Below are 19,443 nucleotides of genomic sequence, written 5' to 3'. Positions count from 1 at the left end.
TTTACTCCTTTCTGATTTCAATTAAAGCGGTATTTCAATGCCTATCGCCGTGGCTTCTCCACCACCGATACAAAGTGACGCAACACCCCGCATCACTTTTTTGGCTTCGAGATCACCATTGGTGCCTAGCGCTTGTAGCTGACGCAAACTGTGAATCAATGTCACCAGAATTCGTGCGCCACTAGCCCCTATCGGATGCCCAAGTGCACAGGCTCCACCTTTAATATTTACTTTGCTCGTATCAAGCCCAAGTTCCGCCACCGCTATTTGTGTCACAACGGCAAAGGCTTCATTGATTTCCCACAGGTCCACTTCATAAATTGACCAATCTAGCTGGAACAGCAGTTGCTCAATTGCGTAGACGGGTGCCAAAGTAAATTCTGCAGGTTTTCTGGCATGTGTAGAGTGCGCCTTGATGATCGCAAGTGGTTTAAGCCCCTGATGACGCGCAGTGTCTTCATCCATAAGCACAAGAGCCGCCGCGCCATCTGAAATGGCACTCGAATTAGCAGCGGTCACCGTACCTTTTTCATCGAATGCAGGTTTGAGTTGAGGAATTTTACCAAGGTCAATCGAGCGTGGGTGCTCATCGTAGTCCAGCACCGCTTGTTCTGACTTGGTATTGAGTGAAACCGGCGAAAGTTCATCGGCAAACAAGCCTCGCTCTTGAGCTTCCAACGCACGTTTTGCCGACATCACGGCCCATTCATCCATTTGCTCTCTGGTGAACTTAAGCCTGTCAGCGACTTGCTGAGCATAAACACCCATTAAGTGCCCTTCGTAAGCATCTTGTAGCCCATCGAGAAACATGTGGTCATACGTAGACTGGTGCCCCATACGCATTCCCTTTCTCGCCTCCCTCAGCAAATACGGCGCATTGGTCATACTTTCCATACCACCAGCAATGGCAGAGCGAATCGTTCCAGCTTTAATGAGATCGTGCGCTAACATGACGCTCTTCATGCCAGAGCCACACACTTTGTTAATGGTGGTGCACCCTACGCCCAAAGGAAGATCTGCCCCCATAGATGCTTGCCTAGCAGGAGCTTGTCCACACCCTGCTGGAAGCACACATCCCATGAACACTTCATCCACCGAAGTCACATTCACTTCGTGCATTGCCGCCTTGATCGCCAGTGCGCCTAATTGAGGAGCAGAGTAAGTTTGCAACTTGCCTTGAAAGCGCCCAATTGGCGTTCTTTTCGCGCTGACAATCCAGATGTCTTTTCCCATGATTCGCATTCCCTTAAGGTATATGTGAACACTTGGCAGACTGATGACACCCTACATAGAATTACTCACCAAGCGCCACACCAGCCTTTATCGCCTTTTTCACTAACAAACTTTCATTCCGCGATTTCTTGACGTTTACGTAAGCATAGCACTAGCCTTTACAATGAGATGAAAAAACACACCAAGCAGACGTTTATATTTCAAAGTTGATGTTCGGCCTTCCCATTTAAGGTTCGATTTCCAGAAACTGGATTTTTATTCGAGGTAAGTATGTTATGGAAAAATACAAGATCAGTGACCTCGCCAAGGAGTTTGATATTACTACTCGCAGTATCCGGTTTTATGAAGACGTGGGTCTGATTGAACCAGAGCGAAAAGGCAATATGCGCGTTTATCAACGCAGGGATAGAATTCGCCTCAAACTGATTTTAAGAGGGAAACGACTCGGTTTTTCGTTGGCAGAAATTCGTGAACTTTTCGAGCTCTACGACATGCAACAAACCGAAGGACAGTTATTGAAAATGCTCAATATCATTGAAGAGAAACAAGCCGTCCTACAGCAACAACTCAACGACATCAGCGTCGTTATGGCAGAGTTGAATGCCGCTAAGGAGCGTTGTATTCAAACACTCAAAAGCAAGCAGACATAAACGCTATACTCAATTAGCAACACCGCTACAGGCTTTTCCACCTTACCTCTGATACCGGGAGACGTTATGAAAAGCACTTATACCCCACTCAATTTCGGACTTGGTGATACCATCGATATGCTCCGAGAACACGTTAATGCCTTTGCTACGGAACATATTGCGCCCATCGCCGCTGAGATAGACCGCGATAACCAGTTCCCGAATCATTTATGGCCTTTGTTGGGAGAAATGGGGTTGCTTGGTGTGACCGTCGATGAAGAGCTTGGTGGTGCAGGCATGGGATACCTCGCTCATGTTGTTGCCATGGAAGAAATCAGCCGTGCCTCTGCGTCTGTCGCTTTAAGCTACGGAGCTCATTCTAACCTGTGCGTCAACCAAATCTTTCGTAACGGCACGCCTTCTCAACGCGAAAAATACCTTCCAAAACTCATTGATGGTACGCACGTTGGCGCCCTAGCGGTGAGTGAGCCCAATGCCGGTTCAGACGTGATAAGCATGCAACTGAAAGCGGAGAACAAGGGCGACCATTTTGTACTGAATGGCAACAAAATGTGGATAACAAACGGGCCCGATGCTGACGTAGTGGTGCTTTACGCTAAAACAGATGTCAGCGCAGGTTCACGTGGCATTACCGCATTCATTATTGAACGTAACTTCGCAGGTTTCACTCATGCTCAAAAGCTGGACAAGCTAGGCATGAGAGGCTCGAATACTTGCGAACTTGTATTTAACCATTGCGTAGTGCCAAAAGAGAATATTCTTGGCGAGTTGAATCAAGGCGTCGAGGTGTTAATGAGTGGGCTGGATTACGAGCGCGTCGTCCTCGCTGCCGGACCACTCGGGATAATGCAAGCTTGCATGGACATTGTGGTCCCGTACGTACATGAACGAGAGCAGTTTGGAAAACCCATTGGCGAGTTTCAGTTAGTTCAGGGCAAGATCGCCGATATGTACTCTCGAATGAGTGCAGCAAAAGCGTATGTATATACCGTCGCAGCGGCTTGTGATCGAGGTAACGCTACACGCAAAGACGCCGCTGGCGCGATTTTGTACAGTGCAGAACTCGCCACACAAATGGCACTCGATGCAATCCAGTTGCTCGGTGGGAATGGCTACATCAATGAATACCCTGCTGGTCGTTTGCTACGTGATGCAAAGCTTTATGAAATCGGCGCGGGTACCTCTGAGATTCGCCGCATGTTAATAGGCCGAGAGCTGTTCGAAGAATCTCGCTAACGGAACATACGACAAGGAAGTCATTATGGCCATTATCAAAAGTAAAACTAAGCCAACTGACGAGTTATTTCTTTCCAATAAAGCTGCGATGGAAACGTTGGTCACTCAACTTAATCAACACATCGAGACCATCAAACAGGGCGGCGGTGAAAAAGCCATTCAGCACCAGAGGCAAAAAGGAAAACTCCCCGCCCGAGAACGCATCGCGCGCTTGCTTGATGACAACACTGACTTTCTTGAAATCAGCCAGTTTGCCGCCTGGCAAGTGTATGACGAAGCGATCCCCTGCGCTGGCGTTATCGCCGGCATTGGTATCATAGAGGGGATTCAATGCATGGTCATCGCCAACGATGCTTCGGTAAAAGGCGGAACCTACTACCCACTCACGGTAAAAAAACACCTTAGAGCGCAAGAGATTGCCCAACGTTGCCAACTCCCCTGCGTGTACTTGGTGGACTCCGGTGGCGCAAATCTCCCTCATCAGTCCGACGTCTTCCCCGACAAAGAACACTTTGGTCGCATTTTCTTTAACCAAGCGAGAATGTCGGCGAAAGGCATCCCCCAAGTTGCTGTTGTGATGGGGCTTTGCACTGCTGGAGGCGCGTACGTTCCTGCCATGGCGGATGTGTCCATTATGGTTAAAGAGCAAGGCACCATTTTTTTGGCGGGGCCACCTTTGGTGAAAGCGGCCACTGGCGAAGTCGTGACGGGTGAAGAGCTCGGCGGTGCAGACGTGCATTGTCGAAAATCTGGTGTCGCAGATTATTACGCTGAAAATGATGAACATGCCCTAATGCTTGCGAGAGAAGCCATTGCCAATGCCAATAGAACAAGACCTGTTAAGCCAGAAAACACCGTGCTTCCTCCCCGCTACGACGCAGAAGAAATCTACGGAATCGTGAATGCCAACTTACGACTGTCATTCGACGTTCGAGAAATTATTGCCCGCATCGTCGATGATTCTGATTTCGACGAATTCAAAGCCTTGTATGGCAGAACGCTAGTGTGTGGCTTCGCTCGTATTCAAGGACACTTGATTGGTATTGTGGCAAACAACGGTATCTTGTTTTCTGAATCGGCACAAAAAGGCGCGCACTTTATTGAGCTGTGCGCCAAACGGAAAACACCGCTTCTCTTTCTCCAAAACATTACCGGCTTTATGGTCGGAAAAAAGGTTGAAGAAGAAGGCATCGCAAAACATGGCGCCAAGCTAGTGATGGCCGTCGCTTGTGCTGACGTGCCGAAGTTTACCGTGATCATCGGTGGATCGTACGGCGCTGGTAATTACGGCATGTGCGGCCGAGCGTATGATCCAACCATGATGTGGATGTGGCCGAACGCGCGTATTTCTGTGATGGGCGGAGAACAAGCAGCAGGCGTTTTAACACAAGTTCGAAAAGACGCGAAGGAACGTCAGGGGGAAGCGTGGTCAGAGCAAGAAGAGCACATTTTTAGAGAATCGATCATAGACTTGTATGAAACACAAGGACATCCCTATTTTGCGAGTGCTCGGCTATGGGATGACGGAATTATTGACCCTAAAAAAACGCGTCAGGTGTTGAGTCAAGCGTTAATGGCAGCATTAAACGCCCCCATTCCTGATAGCGAGTTTGGCGTCTTCAGAATGTAAACATCCAAAGATGAATTAAGGAAGTAAGTATGCAGGAAATGCAACCAAGCATTATTCCCAACGCCCAAAGGCAAGATGATGTTCTTTGGCATGTCGATGATAATGGCGTAGCGACCATTACCCTAAACAGAGCAGCCAAACACAATGCTTTTGACGCTTGTACGATCGACTTGCTGATCCACCGCCTAGATTATCTCGCTTTACGAACGGATGTGCGGTGCTTGGTATTAAGAAGTAACGGTAAGCATTTTTCATCCGGGGCCGATTTGAATTGGATGCAGTCGATGGCCGACAGCACGAGGCAAGATAACTTCGTTGATGCCCAAAACTTGGCAAGACTCATGGAAACACTAGATTCGTTCCCTCAACCCACCATCGCAGTTGTTCAAGGTTCCGCTTATGGTGGTGCTTTAGGGTTGATTTGTTGTAGTGATATCGCCATCGCAAGCCAAAGTGCCAACTTTTGCTTAAGTGAAGTTAGGCTTGGTTTAGTTCCAGCAACCATTGCGCCTTACGTCATGCGCGCGATGGGGAATAGACAAGCTAGACGCTATATCTTAAGTGGTGAAGTCATTTCAGCCGAAGATGCCGAACGGTTTGGTATTGTGCACGAAGTGAAAGAAGCCAAACAGCTTGAAAGTGCGGTCGATAGCGTAATCAAGACGTTGCTACTGAATAGCCCAGATGCGATGCGTAAAGCGAAAACGCTCTGCCATCAATGTCATCAAAACCCCATCGATCAACAACTGATTCACTATACTAGCAAGCTCATTGCGGACATTAGAGTATCACCCCAAGGTCAAGATGGGCTGCAAGCGTTTCTTGAAAAACGTAGCCCAAGTTGGGTCACCAAGTCACAGGACAAGTAATGCTACCTTCCAAAGTAAAGATTGTCGAAGTAGGTCCTAGAGATGGGTTGCAAAATGAACCTCCTGTTGCGACCCAGACTAAAATCCGGCTGATCAACTTACTCTCTGATACTGGGTTAACGCATATTGAGGCGGGCTCTTTTGTTTCGCCCAAATGGGTGCCACAAATGGCGGACTCAACAGAGGTCATGAAAGCAATAACAAGGCGAAATCATGTTACTTATTCTGCCCTGACACCAAACCTAAAAGGCTTCGAACAAGCCTTGGAGGCTGGTGCCAATCAGGTCGCGATTTTCACTTCATCATCAGAAGGATTCTGCCAACACAATATCAATTGCTCGATTGCAGAAAGCCTAACTCGCTTCGAACCTGTAATGCGATTAGCCACCAAACACGGCATCCCTGTTCGTGGCTATCTATCCTGCGTTGCCGACTGCCCTTACGATGGCCCGACAGCCCCTAAACAAGTGGCGAGCGTGGTCAAATCACTCATCGATTTAGGGTGTTATGAGGTGTCTCTAGGCGACACAATCGGTACAGGCACGCCAAACCGTATCGCTGCTATGCTGGAAGCCGTCATGTTGGTTGCACCTCTTCCCCAGCTTGCTGTCCATTTCCACGACACATGGGGACAAGCTCTCACCAACATTTATCAGGCATTGAGTATGGGCATCAATACCATCGACAGTAGTGTAGCTGGGCTGGGTGGATGCCCATACGCTCATGGCGCATCAGGAAATGTCGCAACGGAGGATGTACTATATTTATGCCAAGGGTTAGGAATAGAAACGGGGATCGACTTAGAGCTACTGGCTAAAGCTGGCTGGATGATCAGCGAAGAGCTGGGTCGGCAGCCTACATCAAAAGTGTCATTAGCATTGCGTAACCGCGTATTATCACTTTCGTAGAAGGCCATCCGGCACCTCAAATTCTCCCAACCCAAGTTAACTTGCTCTACTTTCGAGTAGGGAAGCGAAACCGCCCGCCAGTACGATAAATAATTAGAGAAAATAAGATAAGCACACAACCTACTAGTTTATTTGCCGTTAGCACTTCGCCATACCACAGCACGCTCAGAATAACCGTCCAAACTGGTTCTAATATCATAATTAGAGCAGCGTTACCTGCCTGAACAAATTTTTGCCCCATGGTTTGCATTACGTAACGCAAGCTCGTCGCTAATAAGGTACTCAACGCAAACCACCACCAAATAGAGGAGTCCACCTCTACCGGGAAAGATTCCATAAAAAATGAAACCAACAAACCTAAACAACCTGCTGAAAAAAGTTGCACGCAAGTAAGCAGCAGCACAGGTAGTTTTTGAGAGTATTTGCTGTTCACATTAAAATGAAGCGCCAAAACCAGTGCTGCACCAAGAAACCACAATTGACTGGCCGATTGTTTCCAGCCACCAACTAAAGAAAGACAAGCAAGACCTAATACAGCGATAGGCAAAGAAAGCCAGAAAATTCGTTGTGGTCGTTGACGAAACATAACCCATGCAACAATCGGCACAAACAGCATGGAAAGGCTCATGATAAATGCGCCTTCCCCGAGAGTATCACTGATAGAAATAGCGTAAATCCATGTCATAACGGCACTGCCTAACAGGAGCCCGACACCACCAGCAGAAAGCACATCTTTTAAGTTTGCTTTCAGCAAAGGTCGGTAACATAGAGGCAGTAAGCAGAGCGAAGCGATAGTAAATCGCGCCCCAATAAAGCCAAAAGGTGGTAAACCCTGTATTGTTTCCTTAGAGAATATCCAGCCAAGTGCCGCGATCATCGTCGTCGCAACCAGAATAACCGTCGCTTTGCGTTCTGAGTTAAACATAAGTACTCACAAAATATGGAACACACAATAGCGCAGCAAGAGAGTTTTACTGCGCTATTGTGTAAATTTGAAAGGGGTTTGTGTCGAGCGAAAAAGTGAAAGCCCGATCCTCTCCTGTATTGTTGTCACGCAGATTGAAGTTCTGCTGCTAGATACATTAAATGCAGGCAAAGTCTTAAGGCAAGCCTTTTCGCATACTAAATTACTTTAGCATTCTATACAGCAAGCAAACTGGCTAAAACCTGTACCGGGTGTCGAACTACCTCCCCTTCAAAACGCTTAACTTGACTGCGGCAGGAGTAGTATTGCGACTTCAGCGCTCCTCAATACAGGTTGAATAAGGCGAATTGCTTTTTACCCATCGCCCCTACAATGAAAACTTATTTATTAACTACAACGAGCGGTTAAATTGCTCCACGGCCTCTACAACACGGCTAGCGCCATCTTGTATTTCATTCATCACATTGCCTGCTTTTTCAGAGAGCTCTAGCGTATCTAGTGCTTCTTTTTGGCATTTAGCGATCAGCTTAACTGCGTTATCTGTTCGCTGTAGGTTTTCACTGACCATTGTGACAATTTCATCGGTGGTTGCATTGGTTCTTGTAGCAAGCTGTCTGACTTCATCAGCAACAACGGCAAAACCTCTGCCATGCTCACCCGCGCGAGCCGCTTCTATCGCCGCATTTAACGCCAATAAGTTAGTTTGGTCAGCGATACCACTGATGCTATTTACCAACTCGCTAATACGCGATGAGTGCGCTTTAAGCTCGTCAATCGCGGTGTTCGCTTGCTGCATTTGCTCGGAAAGTATCTGCATCTTTTCTAACGTTGAGCCTATAACCTCTTGCCCTTGCAGGGTTTGTGTTCCAGTTTCTTGGGAGATTTCGTTCGCCAATTGCGCAGCCTGGGCCATTTTCTGTTCCTGCATCACCTGCTGGGTAATATCTGTCGCGAACTTAACGACCTTGTAGAGCTCTCCTCTGTCGTTATGGATAGGGTTATATGAAGCCTCTAACCACACCTCTTCACCATAACGGTTAACTCGTTTGAATCGCTCTGATGAAAATTGCCCTTTTGCTAAACGTTGCCAAAACTCACGGTAAGCTTGAGAGCTCGACTCTTCCTGATCACAAAACATGCGATGATGCTTCCCTAGAATCTGATCAAGCGTATAACCCATTGTGTTTAGGAAATTATCGTTGGCTTTTAAAACATGGCCATCTAATGTGAACTCAATCACCGCCATAGAACGACTTAATGCATTTAGCATGTCCTCTTGCTCACGGGATGATTTGATCGTTCGCGTAAGTTCAGAAGCAAAAACAAAAAAGCTTTCTACTTCTCTGCGCTCATTTAAAACAGGCTGGATAATCGTTCTTAACCAGGCTTCCTCACCATTACCTTTCCGTACTTGCAATGCCCCATTCCAGAACACTTTATCTTGGACGGCTTTCTTCATTCGATGAAAGTGGTCTGTATTGCGCGAATTTGACGGTACCAATTCAGTAATTGATTTCGTTAAGATCTCATCATCATGTAAGAAAAGTTCTTGCTGTAGTTTGGTATTTGCAGAAGTAATGAGGCCTTTACTATCCAATGTTAAGCGGATCATCTCTTCATCTAAACTGGTTTGGATTTGCTGCAGGATTTGCAACTCCTGCTTTAATCGTTGATTTTCTTGTTGAAGCGACTTATTAAAAAACATGACTTTCTCTCATTTGACCGACCTTCGGATTAGTCAAAGGTTTATTATTTGTATACCGAATAAACTGCAAGCGGCAAAATCGTTTGGTTGCATATTCAAACGCGATTTCTATTTCTTATCAAAGGACCCCGCTGGGAATACGGCGATTTTTTCTCCAGTGTAACCTAAGCGCAGTATACTGAAATTTCTTCAGCACCCAAGTTGTTTATATATTTATCAATATTAAAGCTCTTTATCGCCAATTTGAGGTTTGTATTTGTGGATATACTTATATGGAGAAGTGGTGTGTTCAGATCAATAAGCCTTTTCATTTAAAAAAAGGGCCTTGACTTAGTTCCAATAATTTTCGCCGTTTTACCGCTTTTCCACCCGACTTTTGAGCGATTACCCACTCCTTATTCGCTTGTATTTCTATTAATAGCGCACGGAGGAACCAGCAACAAGCGCATCGATTTGCCCAGTATCAATACGTTGTGGTATCCGCTCATTCAGTTTGCCGTGAAGGTGATGAATCACCACCTCACCAGTCGACTCGTCACGATCAGAAATGAGGCAATGAGGTAATGAGGTAATGAGGTAATGAGGTAATAACGCATGACACCAGAGATTACATTATGTGTCCAACATTGTGCCCACTCCTAAGTTTCATAACTTCCTTCCCTCGGACGCTTCTATCTCTCACCACAGCAACTATGCTTTAAACGACATGTATTCAATTGTCTAGCTTCAACATATGAAGGTTAAGTGAACATAAACAAGCGAAGGAAACAGGGCCATGGAAGTCGATAAAAATGATAAGTTAACAAAAAAATTACAGATAGTGATTCATTGGTCTGTAAGAGTATTGTCGATAGTTATGTTGTTTGTAATCGTCATGGGTGTGATAGATGTTGCATGGACGATATATCAAAAACTTATCACGCCACCTAAACTTATTCTGACGATTTCAGATATGCTAGCCACTTTTGGTGCTTTTATGGCCGTTTTAATTGCTATTGAAATTTTCATCAATATAACTATTTACCTGCGAGAGAATGTTATTCATGTAAAAATCGTCATGGCCACCGCGCTGATGGCAATCTCCCGAAAGGTCATTATTATAGACTTTGAAACCTTGTCTCCAATGTACCTGATTGGAATTGCGGCTGTAGTTCTTAGTATGAGTCTTGGTTACTGGCTGATCCATAAACTGCCCAATAAGAGCCATACTGAATAAACATCTCAGCCTCCCGGCTTTGCAGATACTCTCAAAGCATGAAAAAGTCTTGTCTTGGCACGTTGAAGCTAATAGATTCCTCCATGCTAGGCTCTATATACTGCGAGACTACAAGATTATAGAGTAGTGCCTAGGCGGAGAAATTATCGATATTGTTTTCTAGCAGCTAATCTTTGAGTATTGGCACAGCTCAATGGGGGCAAGTGTTGCTCCAGTTCCCCCATCTGATATATACCCTCAACATCTATGCATTTTACTTTCAACTTTTCCGTGGTCCTCTTAAACAAGGTCGTCACGAGTAGCCTGAAGGATTACATCCGGCTAGAAGTAACAGCCAGAAAAGAGATTGTCAGGTGGTCGGTCATCTCGCCGTAAAATTAGCTCTTAACGTATACCTTCAGCTCAGTTTGCGAAACAGCCTTAAAGGTCAAAGTAACTTTCAATCCCATTCAGAGTGTTGGTCGTGGCCACAGCGGCTAATATCAACCCCATGATCCGACTTACAGCGCTAGCTCCTGTATTCCCAATAATCCTGTGTATGCCGCTGGCCATTAATAGCAAGATATAAACAACCAATAGTACCAGCAGCATCACAGCCACGGTCTGGACTTGCTCCCAAATATTAAACCGCACGTTCTCTGTGAGTAAAACGGCGGCTAATATTGCGCCAGGGCTAGCAATTGATGGAATGGCTAGAGGAAAAACTGCTGTATCATGATGACTATTGAGCGTTCTGATTTCTTCTGCTGGTTTACTCTCACCAAATATCATAGTCAAAGCAAACAAGAACAATACGATACCGCCCGAGATTTGAAACGCAGACAAGGGAATACGCATTGCTGTAAGTATGATTTCACCAGCAACAACAAAAAACAGTAGGATAGCAGCGGAGAATAGAGTCGCAAACAGAGCGACCTTACGCTTTGCCACTTCTTCATAGCTTTTTGTGGCTGCGATAAAAACGGGCACAGTACCTATGGGATCGATGACAGCAAAGAAAAAGATAAAAGTTGCCACAAAGTCAATCATGCTACTTTCTCCAGTACTAATTTAGCTTTAAGGATAGAAGATCAGCTTGAAGTAGCAGAGAAAATGTTTGACGCTAACATAGCGAGAGCTCATTCAGAAAAACAAAAATGGTGCGTTATTTACAATACAGAACTTACTTCTATCCTATCGATAACTATTAATATCTCAAAGGTAATGACTACCATACCTAACGGTAGTCGCCATCGCTTTAGACTTCTCAGAGAACATCAAAAAAACAAGTGAACGAGAAGAATATCGACGTCATAAGATAGTGAGGCTTTAGTGTTTATACCAGTGCTCTTTTGACTCCATTTGAGCTTTTACTTCTGCACTATATTCAGCAGTAGGTCGTGCCAATAACCTTGGAATGCCGATAGGTTCTCCGGACTCTAAACAATAGCCATACTCCCCTGCGCGCAAGCGAGCCAACGATCGTTGAATCTTAGGTAACAGCTTTTGCTCTCTATCTATGATTCTTAATGCGATTGCAGATTGCTCCTCACTGGACGCCCTATCGCTTTCGTCACTGAATTCCATTGGCGCAATCATCTCTTCTTTCGCGCGTTCAATATGCGCTAACGTCAATTCATAAAGCTCAAATAATCGGTTTTCAAAAAACGCGAGCTGAGCTTCATTCATATAATCCGCCTCGGGCGCTGCAAGAATTTCTTCTTCTGTCATGACATGCTTTTTCTCTTCGTTCATAGAACCTCCACACCGAGATAAGAGTTCGATCTCTAAATTCCGGACATCTGAACCTGTGCAACTAAACGACAAATAAAGCCGCCAATAAGGTGCAGTGCTCGACACACTCACAAACTGCTTGATGCCAGAGTTAAGATCACCGACTATATTAATTGTTATATTATAACATTACACCATAAAGAGCATGAGCATGAACACCCAGAAACTCCCTGTTACGGTTTTGTCCGGCTTTCTAGGCGCAGGAAAAACAACCGTTTTAAGTCATATTCTTAACAATAGACAAGGCAGAAAAGTCGCGGTCATCGTCAACGACATGAGCGAAGTCAACATCGATGCAGCGACCGTTCAGAATGAAGTTTCTCTCAACCACAGTGAAGAAAAGTTAGTTGAGATGAGTAACGGCTGCATCTGTTGTACCCTGCGTGAAGATCTACTTGAAGAAGTTACTAAACTCGCGCAAGAAGGCAGATTCGATTACCTAGTTATCGAGTCCACTGGCATCGCCGAGCCACTTCCCGTTGCAGAGACTTTTACGTTTGCTGATGAAAACGGGCTATCACTTTCAGACGTTGCACGTTTAGACACCATGGTTACGGTGGTTGATGCGATTAACTTTCTGCGTGATTACGATGAAGCTAAGTTCTTAACAGAGACCGCCGAATCCTTAGGTGAAGACGATGAACGCAGCGTCGCCGACTTGCTCGTTGATCAAGTCGAGTTCGCTGACGTTATCTTGATAAGTAAAACCGACCTCGCTGAGAAATCAGAAATCGAAAGGCTTCTTGCGATTCTTAGAACTCTCAATACATCCGCCACCATCCTTCCGATCTCAAATGGTGAAGTAGACCTTGATGCGGTACTCGACACACAAAGCTTCAGTTTTGAAAAGGCACAACAAGCCCCAGGTTGGTTAAAGGAAATGCGAGGCGAACACATACCTGAAACCGAAGAATACGGCATTTCTAGCTTTGCTTATCATGCGAGACGCCCTTTCCATCCAGAGAAGTTTTATGACTTCCTCCACAATGCGAAAGATTACGGCAAACTGATTCGTTCCAAGGGTTACTTTTGGCTAGCAACAAGACCAGAGTTTGTCGGTCAATGGAGCCAAGCGGGAGGCATCGCACGTTATGGTGTTGCTGGTATGTTTTGGAAAGCGATTCCGAAGGAGGAGTGGCCGACGGATCAAGATTACCTAGATGCTATAAACGACATTTGGCAAGAACCATACGGCGATATGCGACAAGAATTGGTGTTTATTGGTCAGGGATTAGAGCAACAGAAATTGATTGCTCGTCTTAACGAATGCTTGTTAACAGAAGATGAGATGGAGCAAGGGCTCGACTATTGGTTATCTCTGGAAGACCCTTTCCCTGAATGGGAACAGTAAACGACTGAGATACAAAAAAGCCTCCCACCATTCGGGAGGCTTTTTCGTTACCCAGAGCCAATTTTGGTATACCGAGCCAATTCAGTAAGTCCGTTCTTGGTACAAGCCGAGATTCAAACATGCACCAAGGGAATCCTCACCAGTACATTCAAACCGTCTTCTTCTGGCTCAACTTAGCTATTTTCTTTGGCCAAGGATCTTCAAATGTTGCCCCTTGTTGCCATTGCTCCAGTTCCGCATCCGTTAAAAAGCAGTTTTCCAGCGCATCAATAAACACATCGACTTCGTTTTCTTGCCCAATCACCGTTAAGCGACAACGACGATCACCAAAGCGGCTTTCAACGCTGTCTATCTTATCTTGCAGGATTTGACGATGTTCCTCAGTGAAGTTTTGCGATTCGTCATTGATTACCGAAGCGCGCCAAAAGCCTGTAATTTCAAGCCCCACATTGCCGCTTGCTTGGCTCCAAAGCAGTGAAACATCGTCTCGAGTTGGAAACCAAAAGAACCCCTTACTGCGGAACACACCTTTAGTTAAATACTGGTGGCAGGTACTCCACAAACGCGCAGGATGAAAAGGTCGATCATCTTTGATCACTTTGGCGACAAGGCTTTGTTCGTCTTTATCAGAGAGATTCAACGGCTCATTCACCGTCTCACGAAGTTCTGCGATTAACTGCTCAACAAGGAAGAAATTGTAGTCTTGCTCACCTTTCAACATGCGGATATCCAAGTTTCCCCATGACGTTTTGATTATCTCGGTGTAAACATTAAGCGGATGAATCGCCTGCGCGATGTTACGAACGGTATTGTCATCCACTTTGTCCGTCTTGGTGAGCATGACACGGTTTGAGAACATGATTTGCTCTACCAACAAGTTTTCAACGCCGCGAACACCCTGCTGTACGTTCTTTTGCCACTTCGGAATTAAGGCAGAGCCTTGTCGATAGTCATCTCGCAACCAAGTCGCATCCACCAACGTAATCACGTCTTTGAGAGCGAATTGTGCGTTATTTTTGAAATACTCAACCAAAGGCAAAGGATGACTACTGCCCGATGTTTCAATCACAATCCATTCTGGCGATTTTTCTGCGCAGAGCTTTTTAAGGGCTTTATCGAGCTGCTTTACACCACTCAGGCTGCTGATGCTGTCTCCACTGATCGTGACAAAGTTGCCCTGCTCTTCACTCACCGCATCGGTATTTAAGATAAGCACGCCATCGACGTCTAACTCACTCATGTCATTCACAATAACTGACAGATCAACACCAGAATAATCGGCTTGTTGAAGAATATTGCGTAAAAACGTGGTCTTCCCTGACCCGAGAAACCCATGCAAAATGGTGACTGGAATTGATGGCATACCTTTGACCTACAAACTCTGGATGAATGCATGTTATAACATAACAATTTGATGAGTTATAGAAGGAATCCAATTGCTGTCTTGTACCCAAAGATTAAGAGTCGGTTAAGACCACAGAGGCTGATTTTTCAGAGCTAGCCTTCGTTTCTCATCACGTTTCATCACCAGCAAAGGTCTGACTATTGATAAAAATAATAAGTGGTTACAAAACGACCATTGCTTTGTTTATAAAATTGGAGAAAGATGACAGTACAGCGATTTATAGGAGGTGGTGTTATGACTTTAGTTCTTACCATTCTTATTTTCCTAAGTTGTATTGCGATGCTCGCGATTGGTGTGATGTTTTCACGTAGGCCGATCAAAGGCGGAGGTTGTTGCAAAGCGTCCGATGTTGCGGATGTGGGCGCACGTAAAAGAAAAAATCGCAGTCATTATTCTTCTAGGAACACATATTGACACTCACCTATTGCTCCAACCTCACAACACAAAATAGCATAACTGAGCCCTAACAAATTGTCGGGACTCAGTTTTTCGTTTCTACTAGATAATCAAACTCTGATACTCGCGCCAAAAATGAAGGTTTCTGGATGTTAGGAAGCGACTTCGCGATAGGTAAGTCGGCTTTCATTGCATCAACCGGACGATTACGAACTAAAACTTCAAAATGTAAATGTGGTCCGGTTGAACGACCAGTATTCCCAGAGAGGGCTATTTTTTGCCCACGCTTTATAACTTGACCTTTTTTAACCAAGATTTTATTCAAGTGTAGGTAACGAGTTTTGTACACACTGTTATGTTCAATCACTAAATAATTACCGGCATAAGGGTGCTTGCGGACCGCAATTACTTTTCCATCCCCAGTAGAATAAACTGGCGCACCGATTGGTGTCGCGAAATCCGTTCCGTTATGCGGGGTGACTCTTCCCGTCACTGGGTGTTTACGCTTAGGGTTAAACCCAGAGGTGATTCGGCGGTATGCCCTATCGACAGGATAACGGTTAAACGCTCGCTCCAAACTGTTACCAGCTCTATCATAGAACCGTCCATCCTCGGCTAGAAATGCAGCGACTTCGCCCTTCGCTAAGTTAAAAGAAATAGCCTTAATCTCACTATTGCCAGTTTTGTGTTCACCTAAATATTGCTGTTTCACTAATATATCGAAACGGTCACCGGCTCTAAGAGATCGCGCAAAATCAATCTTATCTTTCATCACCTGCGTAATATTTGCGACGTGGCCTAATGCCAATCCTACTCGATGTGCCGAGACTGAAAAACTCCCTTTGATTTCTCCCGAAAATAAGGTTTCACGCCATTCCCCTGAAATTTCCTGAAATTCGTAAGAGAAGGAGCCATCGTTTTCTCTAGTGTAGATAGCCTTCTCTACAAGGCTCATATGATAAATTAGTCGACTCAATTGCCCCATGTCATCCATCACTAATTCAAGCTCTTCTCCGGGCTGAATCATATCTAGCTGGAGGTGATCAAGATCAACTGAGAGAATTTGCTGCAAAATACCGTAAGGGAGACCCAATTGAGCGAAGATACCACTGAGCGTATCTCCCACTTTAACTATGTAGTGTATTTGTTTAGGTTTAGGTTTAGGCAACGGAGTCAAACTGCTATCTGAGGGAACCACTATCTTTGATGATGGAGGTGGTGACGAATCACTGCTTTGATTCAGTTGAGTGCTGTGACTATCTTGATTTGGCTCATCCTCTGTAGGTAGAAGCAAAGCGACCGAAAAACAAAACACAGCAACGATTAAAGCAATAAATTTAAACTGACTCATGAGAAACTAAGTATCAATAACAACGATTGTTATGTTATAACATATCTAGGATTATTTTTACTCAGTTTAGTAAACGTTTATTCAGTTCACTGGATTGGCTAAGAGAAGACCAGTCATTCAACCCATTCTCTTTGAGAAGGCTCAATAATGAACACATTCAATTCAGCACTTATCGTTGCAGGAACACACGGAAACGAACTTTCTGGTATTTATTTACATAAACTAATCAAAGAAAAACGTTACTCTGTCAATAGATCAACCTTTTCAGCCTGCTCGATCATCGCAAACTCCGAAGCAGCAAAACACAACGTCCGATACATCGATACAGACTTAAATCGCGAGTTCTCAGCAATGAATAGCAATCATTGTCCTGATTTGCATGAAAGCAAGATTGCACATCAATTTATCGAAAAATATGCAAACCAAGAAAAACTGTTGATTGTTGACCTGCACAATACAACAAGCAATATGGGAGCGACGTTGATTTTGCTTTCTAACGATGTTTTTTATCGGAAACTGGGCGCGTACGTCAAACAACGAATGCCATCAGCACATATCCTTTTCGAAGAGCGAAAAGAATGGCAAGAGCAACCTTACCTTTGTACTGCTGGGCAATATGGAATAATGATTGAGGTCGGGGCGCAAGCACATGGTGCGCTAGAGTACAGTACGTTGGAGTTGATGAAACAGATGCTTACCGCAGTATTGGACTATGTTGAAAAGCACAACCTCAACCAAATAGGCTTACTGAGCGATTATGAGGCGTTTTTTTACACCGAAGAAATCAGGGTTCCACTTGATCAAGAGGGTATGCGGCAAGCACTAGTACACCCTACTATTTGTGGCAGAGATTTTGAGGCGGTCAAACCAGGAGCACCTTTATTAGCGACTTTCGCTGGTTATGATATCCATTGGAATGGCAAAGGGGAAATTTACCCGCACTTTATCAATGAGAGCGCCTACAGTACCGCAAATATAGCAATGGCCCTCGCTAAAAAAAGACGTGTTTCTTCCGTGTAACTTAAAGCAAGTAATTAGGCCACGTGTAACGTGGATACCTCACCCCATGAATAAAACTGTGCCTGAACCGCATAGGCAGAAAATACGGGTACTAACCCCACCCTAATACGGCAGCATAAGTGCCCTAAGCGCAGCTTTAAAAGAAACCCCACTAGAATTTTAAGGAGGTAAGACATTATGGTTAAAAGGAGAGTTTTCTCTTTTCTATCATGATGCCTTCTCCAAACATCGAAATAATCTATCTTCAAATTGGTCATCTAGACCGGAAGAGATCAGTTCTAGGCGGCTTTCTGAACACTCGTCTAGTTCAAACTCTGTGAGTCCATCTGATGTTAGATTGTAACCAAAAATACCGCTTCCCGTGATAAAAACCGCTTTCATTCGTTCGACCTTGAGGTCGAGCAGCAATAATCTCAGCTTTTGATGATCGAACACGTTTTCAGCGGATATACGCCAACCGATACTCTAGAAACCTTCCCCCTGATTGGTTGCTTTTAGAATGCCGCTCTCAGGCATAGGCAACTCAGGAACAAGTGACTTTTTCTCTCTTTCACGATAAAGAACAGAGGGCGTTTTTTGCACGTCAATACGAGTCGCTCCCTCACATTCATGAAAAGGGATAGCGCCATGTTCAGCGAAAATCACTTTTGTTTCCCGCAGACCGAGCTTTGCTATATAAGCCGTCAGCTTTTGCTCATCTTCATCTTGATAGAGATCGCGCTTATTACCTACCACTGTATCTGCGATAGTGATTTGCTGGTTAAACGTTTCATGCTCAGTGTACTTAGGATCCGATAGTTTACGTGCATCGACTAAAGTAATGTTTTTTTGCAAAGCGAGAATTTGACGATAATACTCGGTCGATAGCACTTGCAGTACTTCTTTAGGATGACCAAGGCCTGTAGGTTCAATCAACAATCGATCTGGCCTTGCTTCAGACAATAATTGATTTAAGGCGATTTGCATCGGAAGACCTGCTGCACAGCACATACATCCCCCGGGGACCTCTCGAATAAACACTTGGTCTTGTTGTTTTTTTTGGCCTTGTAACAAGCTGCCATCAATACCAACTTCGCCAAATTCATTGACCAATACAGCCCAACGTTCATGACTCGGTTTATGGGTCAATAAGTGCATTATTGCCGATGTTTTCCCCACCCCGAGAAAGCCAGTGATGATGTTAGTCGGCACTCGCGAAATCAGTGGCTTATTAAAGTTCATTGGCAATTCTCCGGTAGCCTTGGACTAGTTCATGGTTGGCAGAAACGACGGATTCGGAAAAAGCTGAATATTCTGGCGGCACTTTAGAGATACTCTCTAAATCAAAACCGACACCAATATTGGTCATCGGTGGTACATGGAAATAAGCGGGTAAATCGAGGCCATCGACGACACAGTTATGACGAATAACACACCTCTCACCGATGACGCTATTGAACACGACGGAGTTGAAGCCAATGAAAACATCATCACAAACCTGGCAAGGACCATGAATAATGGAACGATGAGCAATGGATGAGCGCTCACCAATGGTCACCGCAGCCCCTGCCTTAGAGTGAATTACGACACCATCTTGGATATTGGTGTCACGTTTGATGACGATAGCTTCCATGTCTCCATGGTTATTAACTTCGTCAGCTCGAATAACAGCATAGGGTCCAATAAAAACGTTATCCTCAATAATGACTTTGCCACAGATAATAGCGGTTGGATCGATAAAGGCTGTTGAGGACACCTGTGGCATATGGCCCGTTGGGTTTCTTCTTAACATAATG

Annotated in this window: 16 protein-coding genes and 3 pseudogenes; 9 read left to right on the top strand and 10 right to left on the bottom strand. The window is 44.9% G+C overall.

Features of this window, described 5'->3' with window-relative positions:
• Nucleotides 1-21: 21 nt before the first annotated feature.
• A complete protein-coding gene (locus tag R7H07_RS11985) occupies nucleotides 22-1,233 on the bottom strand; it encodes an acetyl-CoA C-acyltransferase (RefSeq protein ID WP_017821196.1) in 1,212 nt (403 codons plus the stop codon).
• Nucleotides 1,234-1,508: 275 nt separating this feature from the next.
• Between R7H07_RS11985 and R7H07_RS11980 the strand changes: the two genes are divergently transcribed.
• The 5 genes from R7H07_RS11980 to R7H07_RS11960 all read left to right on the top strand — a co-directional run bounded on the left by R7H07_RS11980 (nucleotide 1,509) and on the right by R7H07_RS11960 (nucleotide 6,526).
• Nucleotides 1,509-1,883, top strand: coding sequence for a MerR family transcriptional regulator (locus R7H07_RS11980; RefSeq protein ID WP_017821195.1), 375 nt, complete (start codon nucleotides 1,509-1,511; stop codon nucleotides 1,881-1,883).
• Nucleotides 1,884-1,949: 66 nt separating this feature from the next.
• Nucleotides 1,950-3,119 (top strand): isovaleryl-CoA dehydrogenase, encoded by a 1,170-nt coding sequence (locus R7H07_RS11975; protein WP_064354632.1) that lies wholly within the window; start codon nucleotides 1,950-1,952, stop codon nucleotides 3,117-3,119.
• A gap of 25 nt (nucleotides 3,120-3,144) precedes the next feature.
• Nucleotides 3,145-4,749 carry a carboxyl transferase domain-containing protein gene (locus R7H07_RS11970; RefSeq protein ID WP_064376502.1) on the top strand — a complete coding sequence of 535 codons (1,605 nt, stop codon included), beginning with the start codon at nucleotides 3,145-3,147 and terminating at the stop codon, nucleotides 4,747-4,749.
• 29 nt (nucleotides 4,750-4,778) lie between these two features.
• Nucleotides 4,779-5,618, top strand: coding sequence for an enoyl-CoA hydratase-related protein (locus R7H07_RS11965; RefSeq protein ID WP_206958921.1), 840 nt, complete (start codon nucleotides 4,779-4,781; stop codon nucleotides 5,616-5,618).
• Complete coding sequence (locus R7H07_RS11960) at nucleotides 5,618-6,526, top strand: hydroxymethylglutaryl-CoA lyase (RefSeq protein ID WP_042521094.1); 909 nt, start codon at nucleotides 5,618-5,620, stop codon at nucleotides 6,524-6,526. The genes R7H07_RS11965 and R7H07_RS11960 overlap by 1 nt, the downstream gene beginning before the upstream one ends.
• 46 nt (nucleotides 6,527-6,572) lie before the next feature.
• On the opposite strand, the gene R7H07_RS11955 is transcribed toward R7H07_RS11960, so the two are convergent.
• From R7H07_RS11955 to R7H07_RS23930, 3 genes and pseudogenes are all read right to left on the bottom strand, one after another.
• Nucleotides 6,573-7,451 carry a DMT family transporter gene (locus tag R7H07_RS11955; protein WP_017634269.1) on the bottom strand — a complete coding sequence of 293 codons (879 nt, stop codon included), beginning with the start codon at nucleotides 7,449-7,451 and terminating at the stop codon, nucleotides 6,573-6,575.
• A gap of 391 nt (nucleotides 7,452-7,842) precedes the next feature.
• Nucleotides 7,843-8,196 (bottom strand): annotated as a pseudogene (locus tag R7H07_RS23935) (methyl-accepting chemotaxis protein); the annotation flags it as partial.
• A gap of 180 nt (nucleotides 8,197-8,376) precedes the next feature.
• A pseudogene (locus R7H07_RS23930) lies at nucleotides 8,377-9,063 on the bottom strand (PAS domain-containing protein); the annotation flags it as partial.
• Between the two features lie 868 nt (nucleotides 9,064-9,931).
• Between R7H07_RS23930 and R7H07_RS11940 the strand changes: the two are divergent.
• Nucleotides 9,932-10,372 (top strand): phosphate-starvation-inducible PsiE family protein, encoded by a 441-nt coding sequence (locus R7H07_RS11940; RefSeq protein WP_005375731.1) that lies wholly within the window; start codon nucleotides 9,932-9,934, stop codon nucleotides 10,370-10,372.
• Between the two features lie 420 nt (nucleotides 10,373-10,792).
• Here the strand turns inward: R7H07_RS11940 and R7H07_RS11935 are convergent, their stop codons facing one another.
• Complete coding sequence (locus R7H07_RS11935; protein WP_005375727.1) at nucleotides 10,793-11,401, bottom strand: MarC family protein; 609 nt, start codon at nucleotides 11,399-11,401, stop codon at nucleotides 10,793-10,795.
• A gap of 279 nt (nucleotides 11,402-11,680) precedes the next feature.
• Nucleotides 11,681-12,106, bottom strand: a complete 426-nt coding sequence (locus tag R7H07_RS11930; protein ID WP_064354628.1) for a TraR/DksA C4-type zinc finger protein — start codon at nucleotides 12,104-12,106, stop codon at nucleotides 11,681-11,683.
• Nucleotides 12,107-12,296: 190 nt separating this feature from the next.
• Between R7H07_RS11930 and zigA the strand changes: the two genes are divergently transcribed.
• Nucleotides 12,297-13,496: a zinc metallochaperone GTPase ZigA gene (gene zigA, locus R7H07_RS11925; protein ID WP_047100912.1), complete on the top strand. Its 1,200-nt coding sequence runs from the start codon at nucleotides 12,297-12,299 to the stop codon at nucleotides 13,494-13,496.
• Nucleotides 13,497-13,644: 148 nt separating this feature from the next.
• Here zigA and R7H07_RS11920 read toward each other — a convergent pair whose 3' ends face one another.
• A complete protein-coding gene (locus tag R7H07_RS11920) occupies nucleotides 13,645-14,859 on the bottom strand; it encodes a CobW family GTP-binding protein (protein ID WP_047100911.1) in 1,215 nt (404 codons plus the stop codon).
• A 276-nt stretch (nucleotides 14,860-15,135) separates the two neighbouring features.
• On the opposite strand from R7H07_RS11920, the gene R7H07_RS11915 reads away from it, so the two are divergent.
• On the top strand, nucleotides 15,136-15,315 hold the full coding sequence (locus R7H07_RS11915; RefSeq protein ID WP_224721246.1) for a hypothetical protein: 180 nt from the start codon (nucleotides 15,136-15,138) through the stop codon (nucleotides 15,313-15,315).
• A 67-nt stretch (nucleotides 15,316-15,382) separates the two neighbouring features.
• Here R7H07_RS11915 and R7H07_RS11910 read toward each other — a convergent pair whose 3' ends face one another.
• Nucleotides 15,383-16,648: a peptidoglycan DD-metalloendopeptidase family protein gene (locus R7H07_RS11910; RefSeq protein WP_047100909.1), complete on the bottom strand. Its 1,266-nt coding sequence runs from the start codon at nucleotides 16,646-16,648 to the stop codon at nucleotides 15,383-15,385.
• A gap of 147 nt (nucleotides 16,649-16,795) precedes the next feature.
• On the opposite strand from R7H07_RS11910, the gene R7H07_RS11905 reads away from it, so the two are divergent.
• The gene (locus R7H07_RS11905) at nucleotides 16,796-17,668 is read left to right on the top strand and encodes an aspartoacylase (protein ID WP_047100907.1); all 873 of its coding nucleotides are present in this window, start codon (nucleotides 16,796-16,798) and stop codon (nucleotides 17,666-17,668) included.
• Between the two features lie 207 nt (nucleotides 17,669-17,875).
• On the opposite strand, the pseudogene R7H07_RS11900 reads toward R7H07_RS11905, so the two are convergent.
• Together R7H07_RS11900 and R7H07_RS11895 are read right to left on the bottom strand one after the other, a co-directional pair.
• A pseudogene (locus tag R7H07_RS11900) lies at nucleotides 17,876-18,889 on the bottom strand (CobW family GTP-binding protein).
• On the bottom strand, nucleotides 18,879-19,439 hold the full coding sequence (locus R7H07_RS11895; RefSeq protein ID WP_017821071.1) for a carbonate dehydratase: 561 nt from the start codon (nucleotides 19,437-19,439) through the stop codon (nucleotides 18,879-18,881). The pseudogene R7H07_RS11900 and the gene R7H07_RS11895 overlap by 11 nt, the downstream one beginning before the upstream one ends.
• Nucleotides 19,440-19,443: the final 4 nt, after the last annotated feature.

Source organism: Vibrio sp. Vb1127, from assembly GCF_033338735.1.
Classification (GTDB): domain Bacteria; phylum Pseudomonadota; class Gammaproteobacteria; order Enterobacterales; family Vibrionaceae; genus Vibrio; species Vibrio alginolyticus.
The sequence above is the reverse complement of the archived record's forward strand: the minus strand, read 5'-3'. Positions and strand labels throughout refer to the sequence as shown.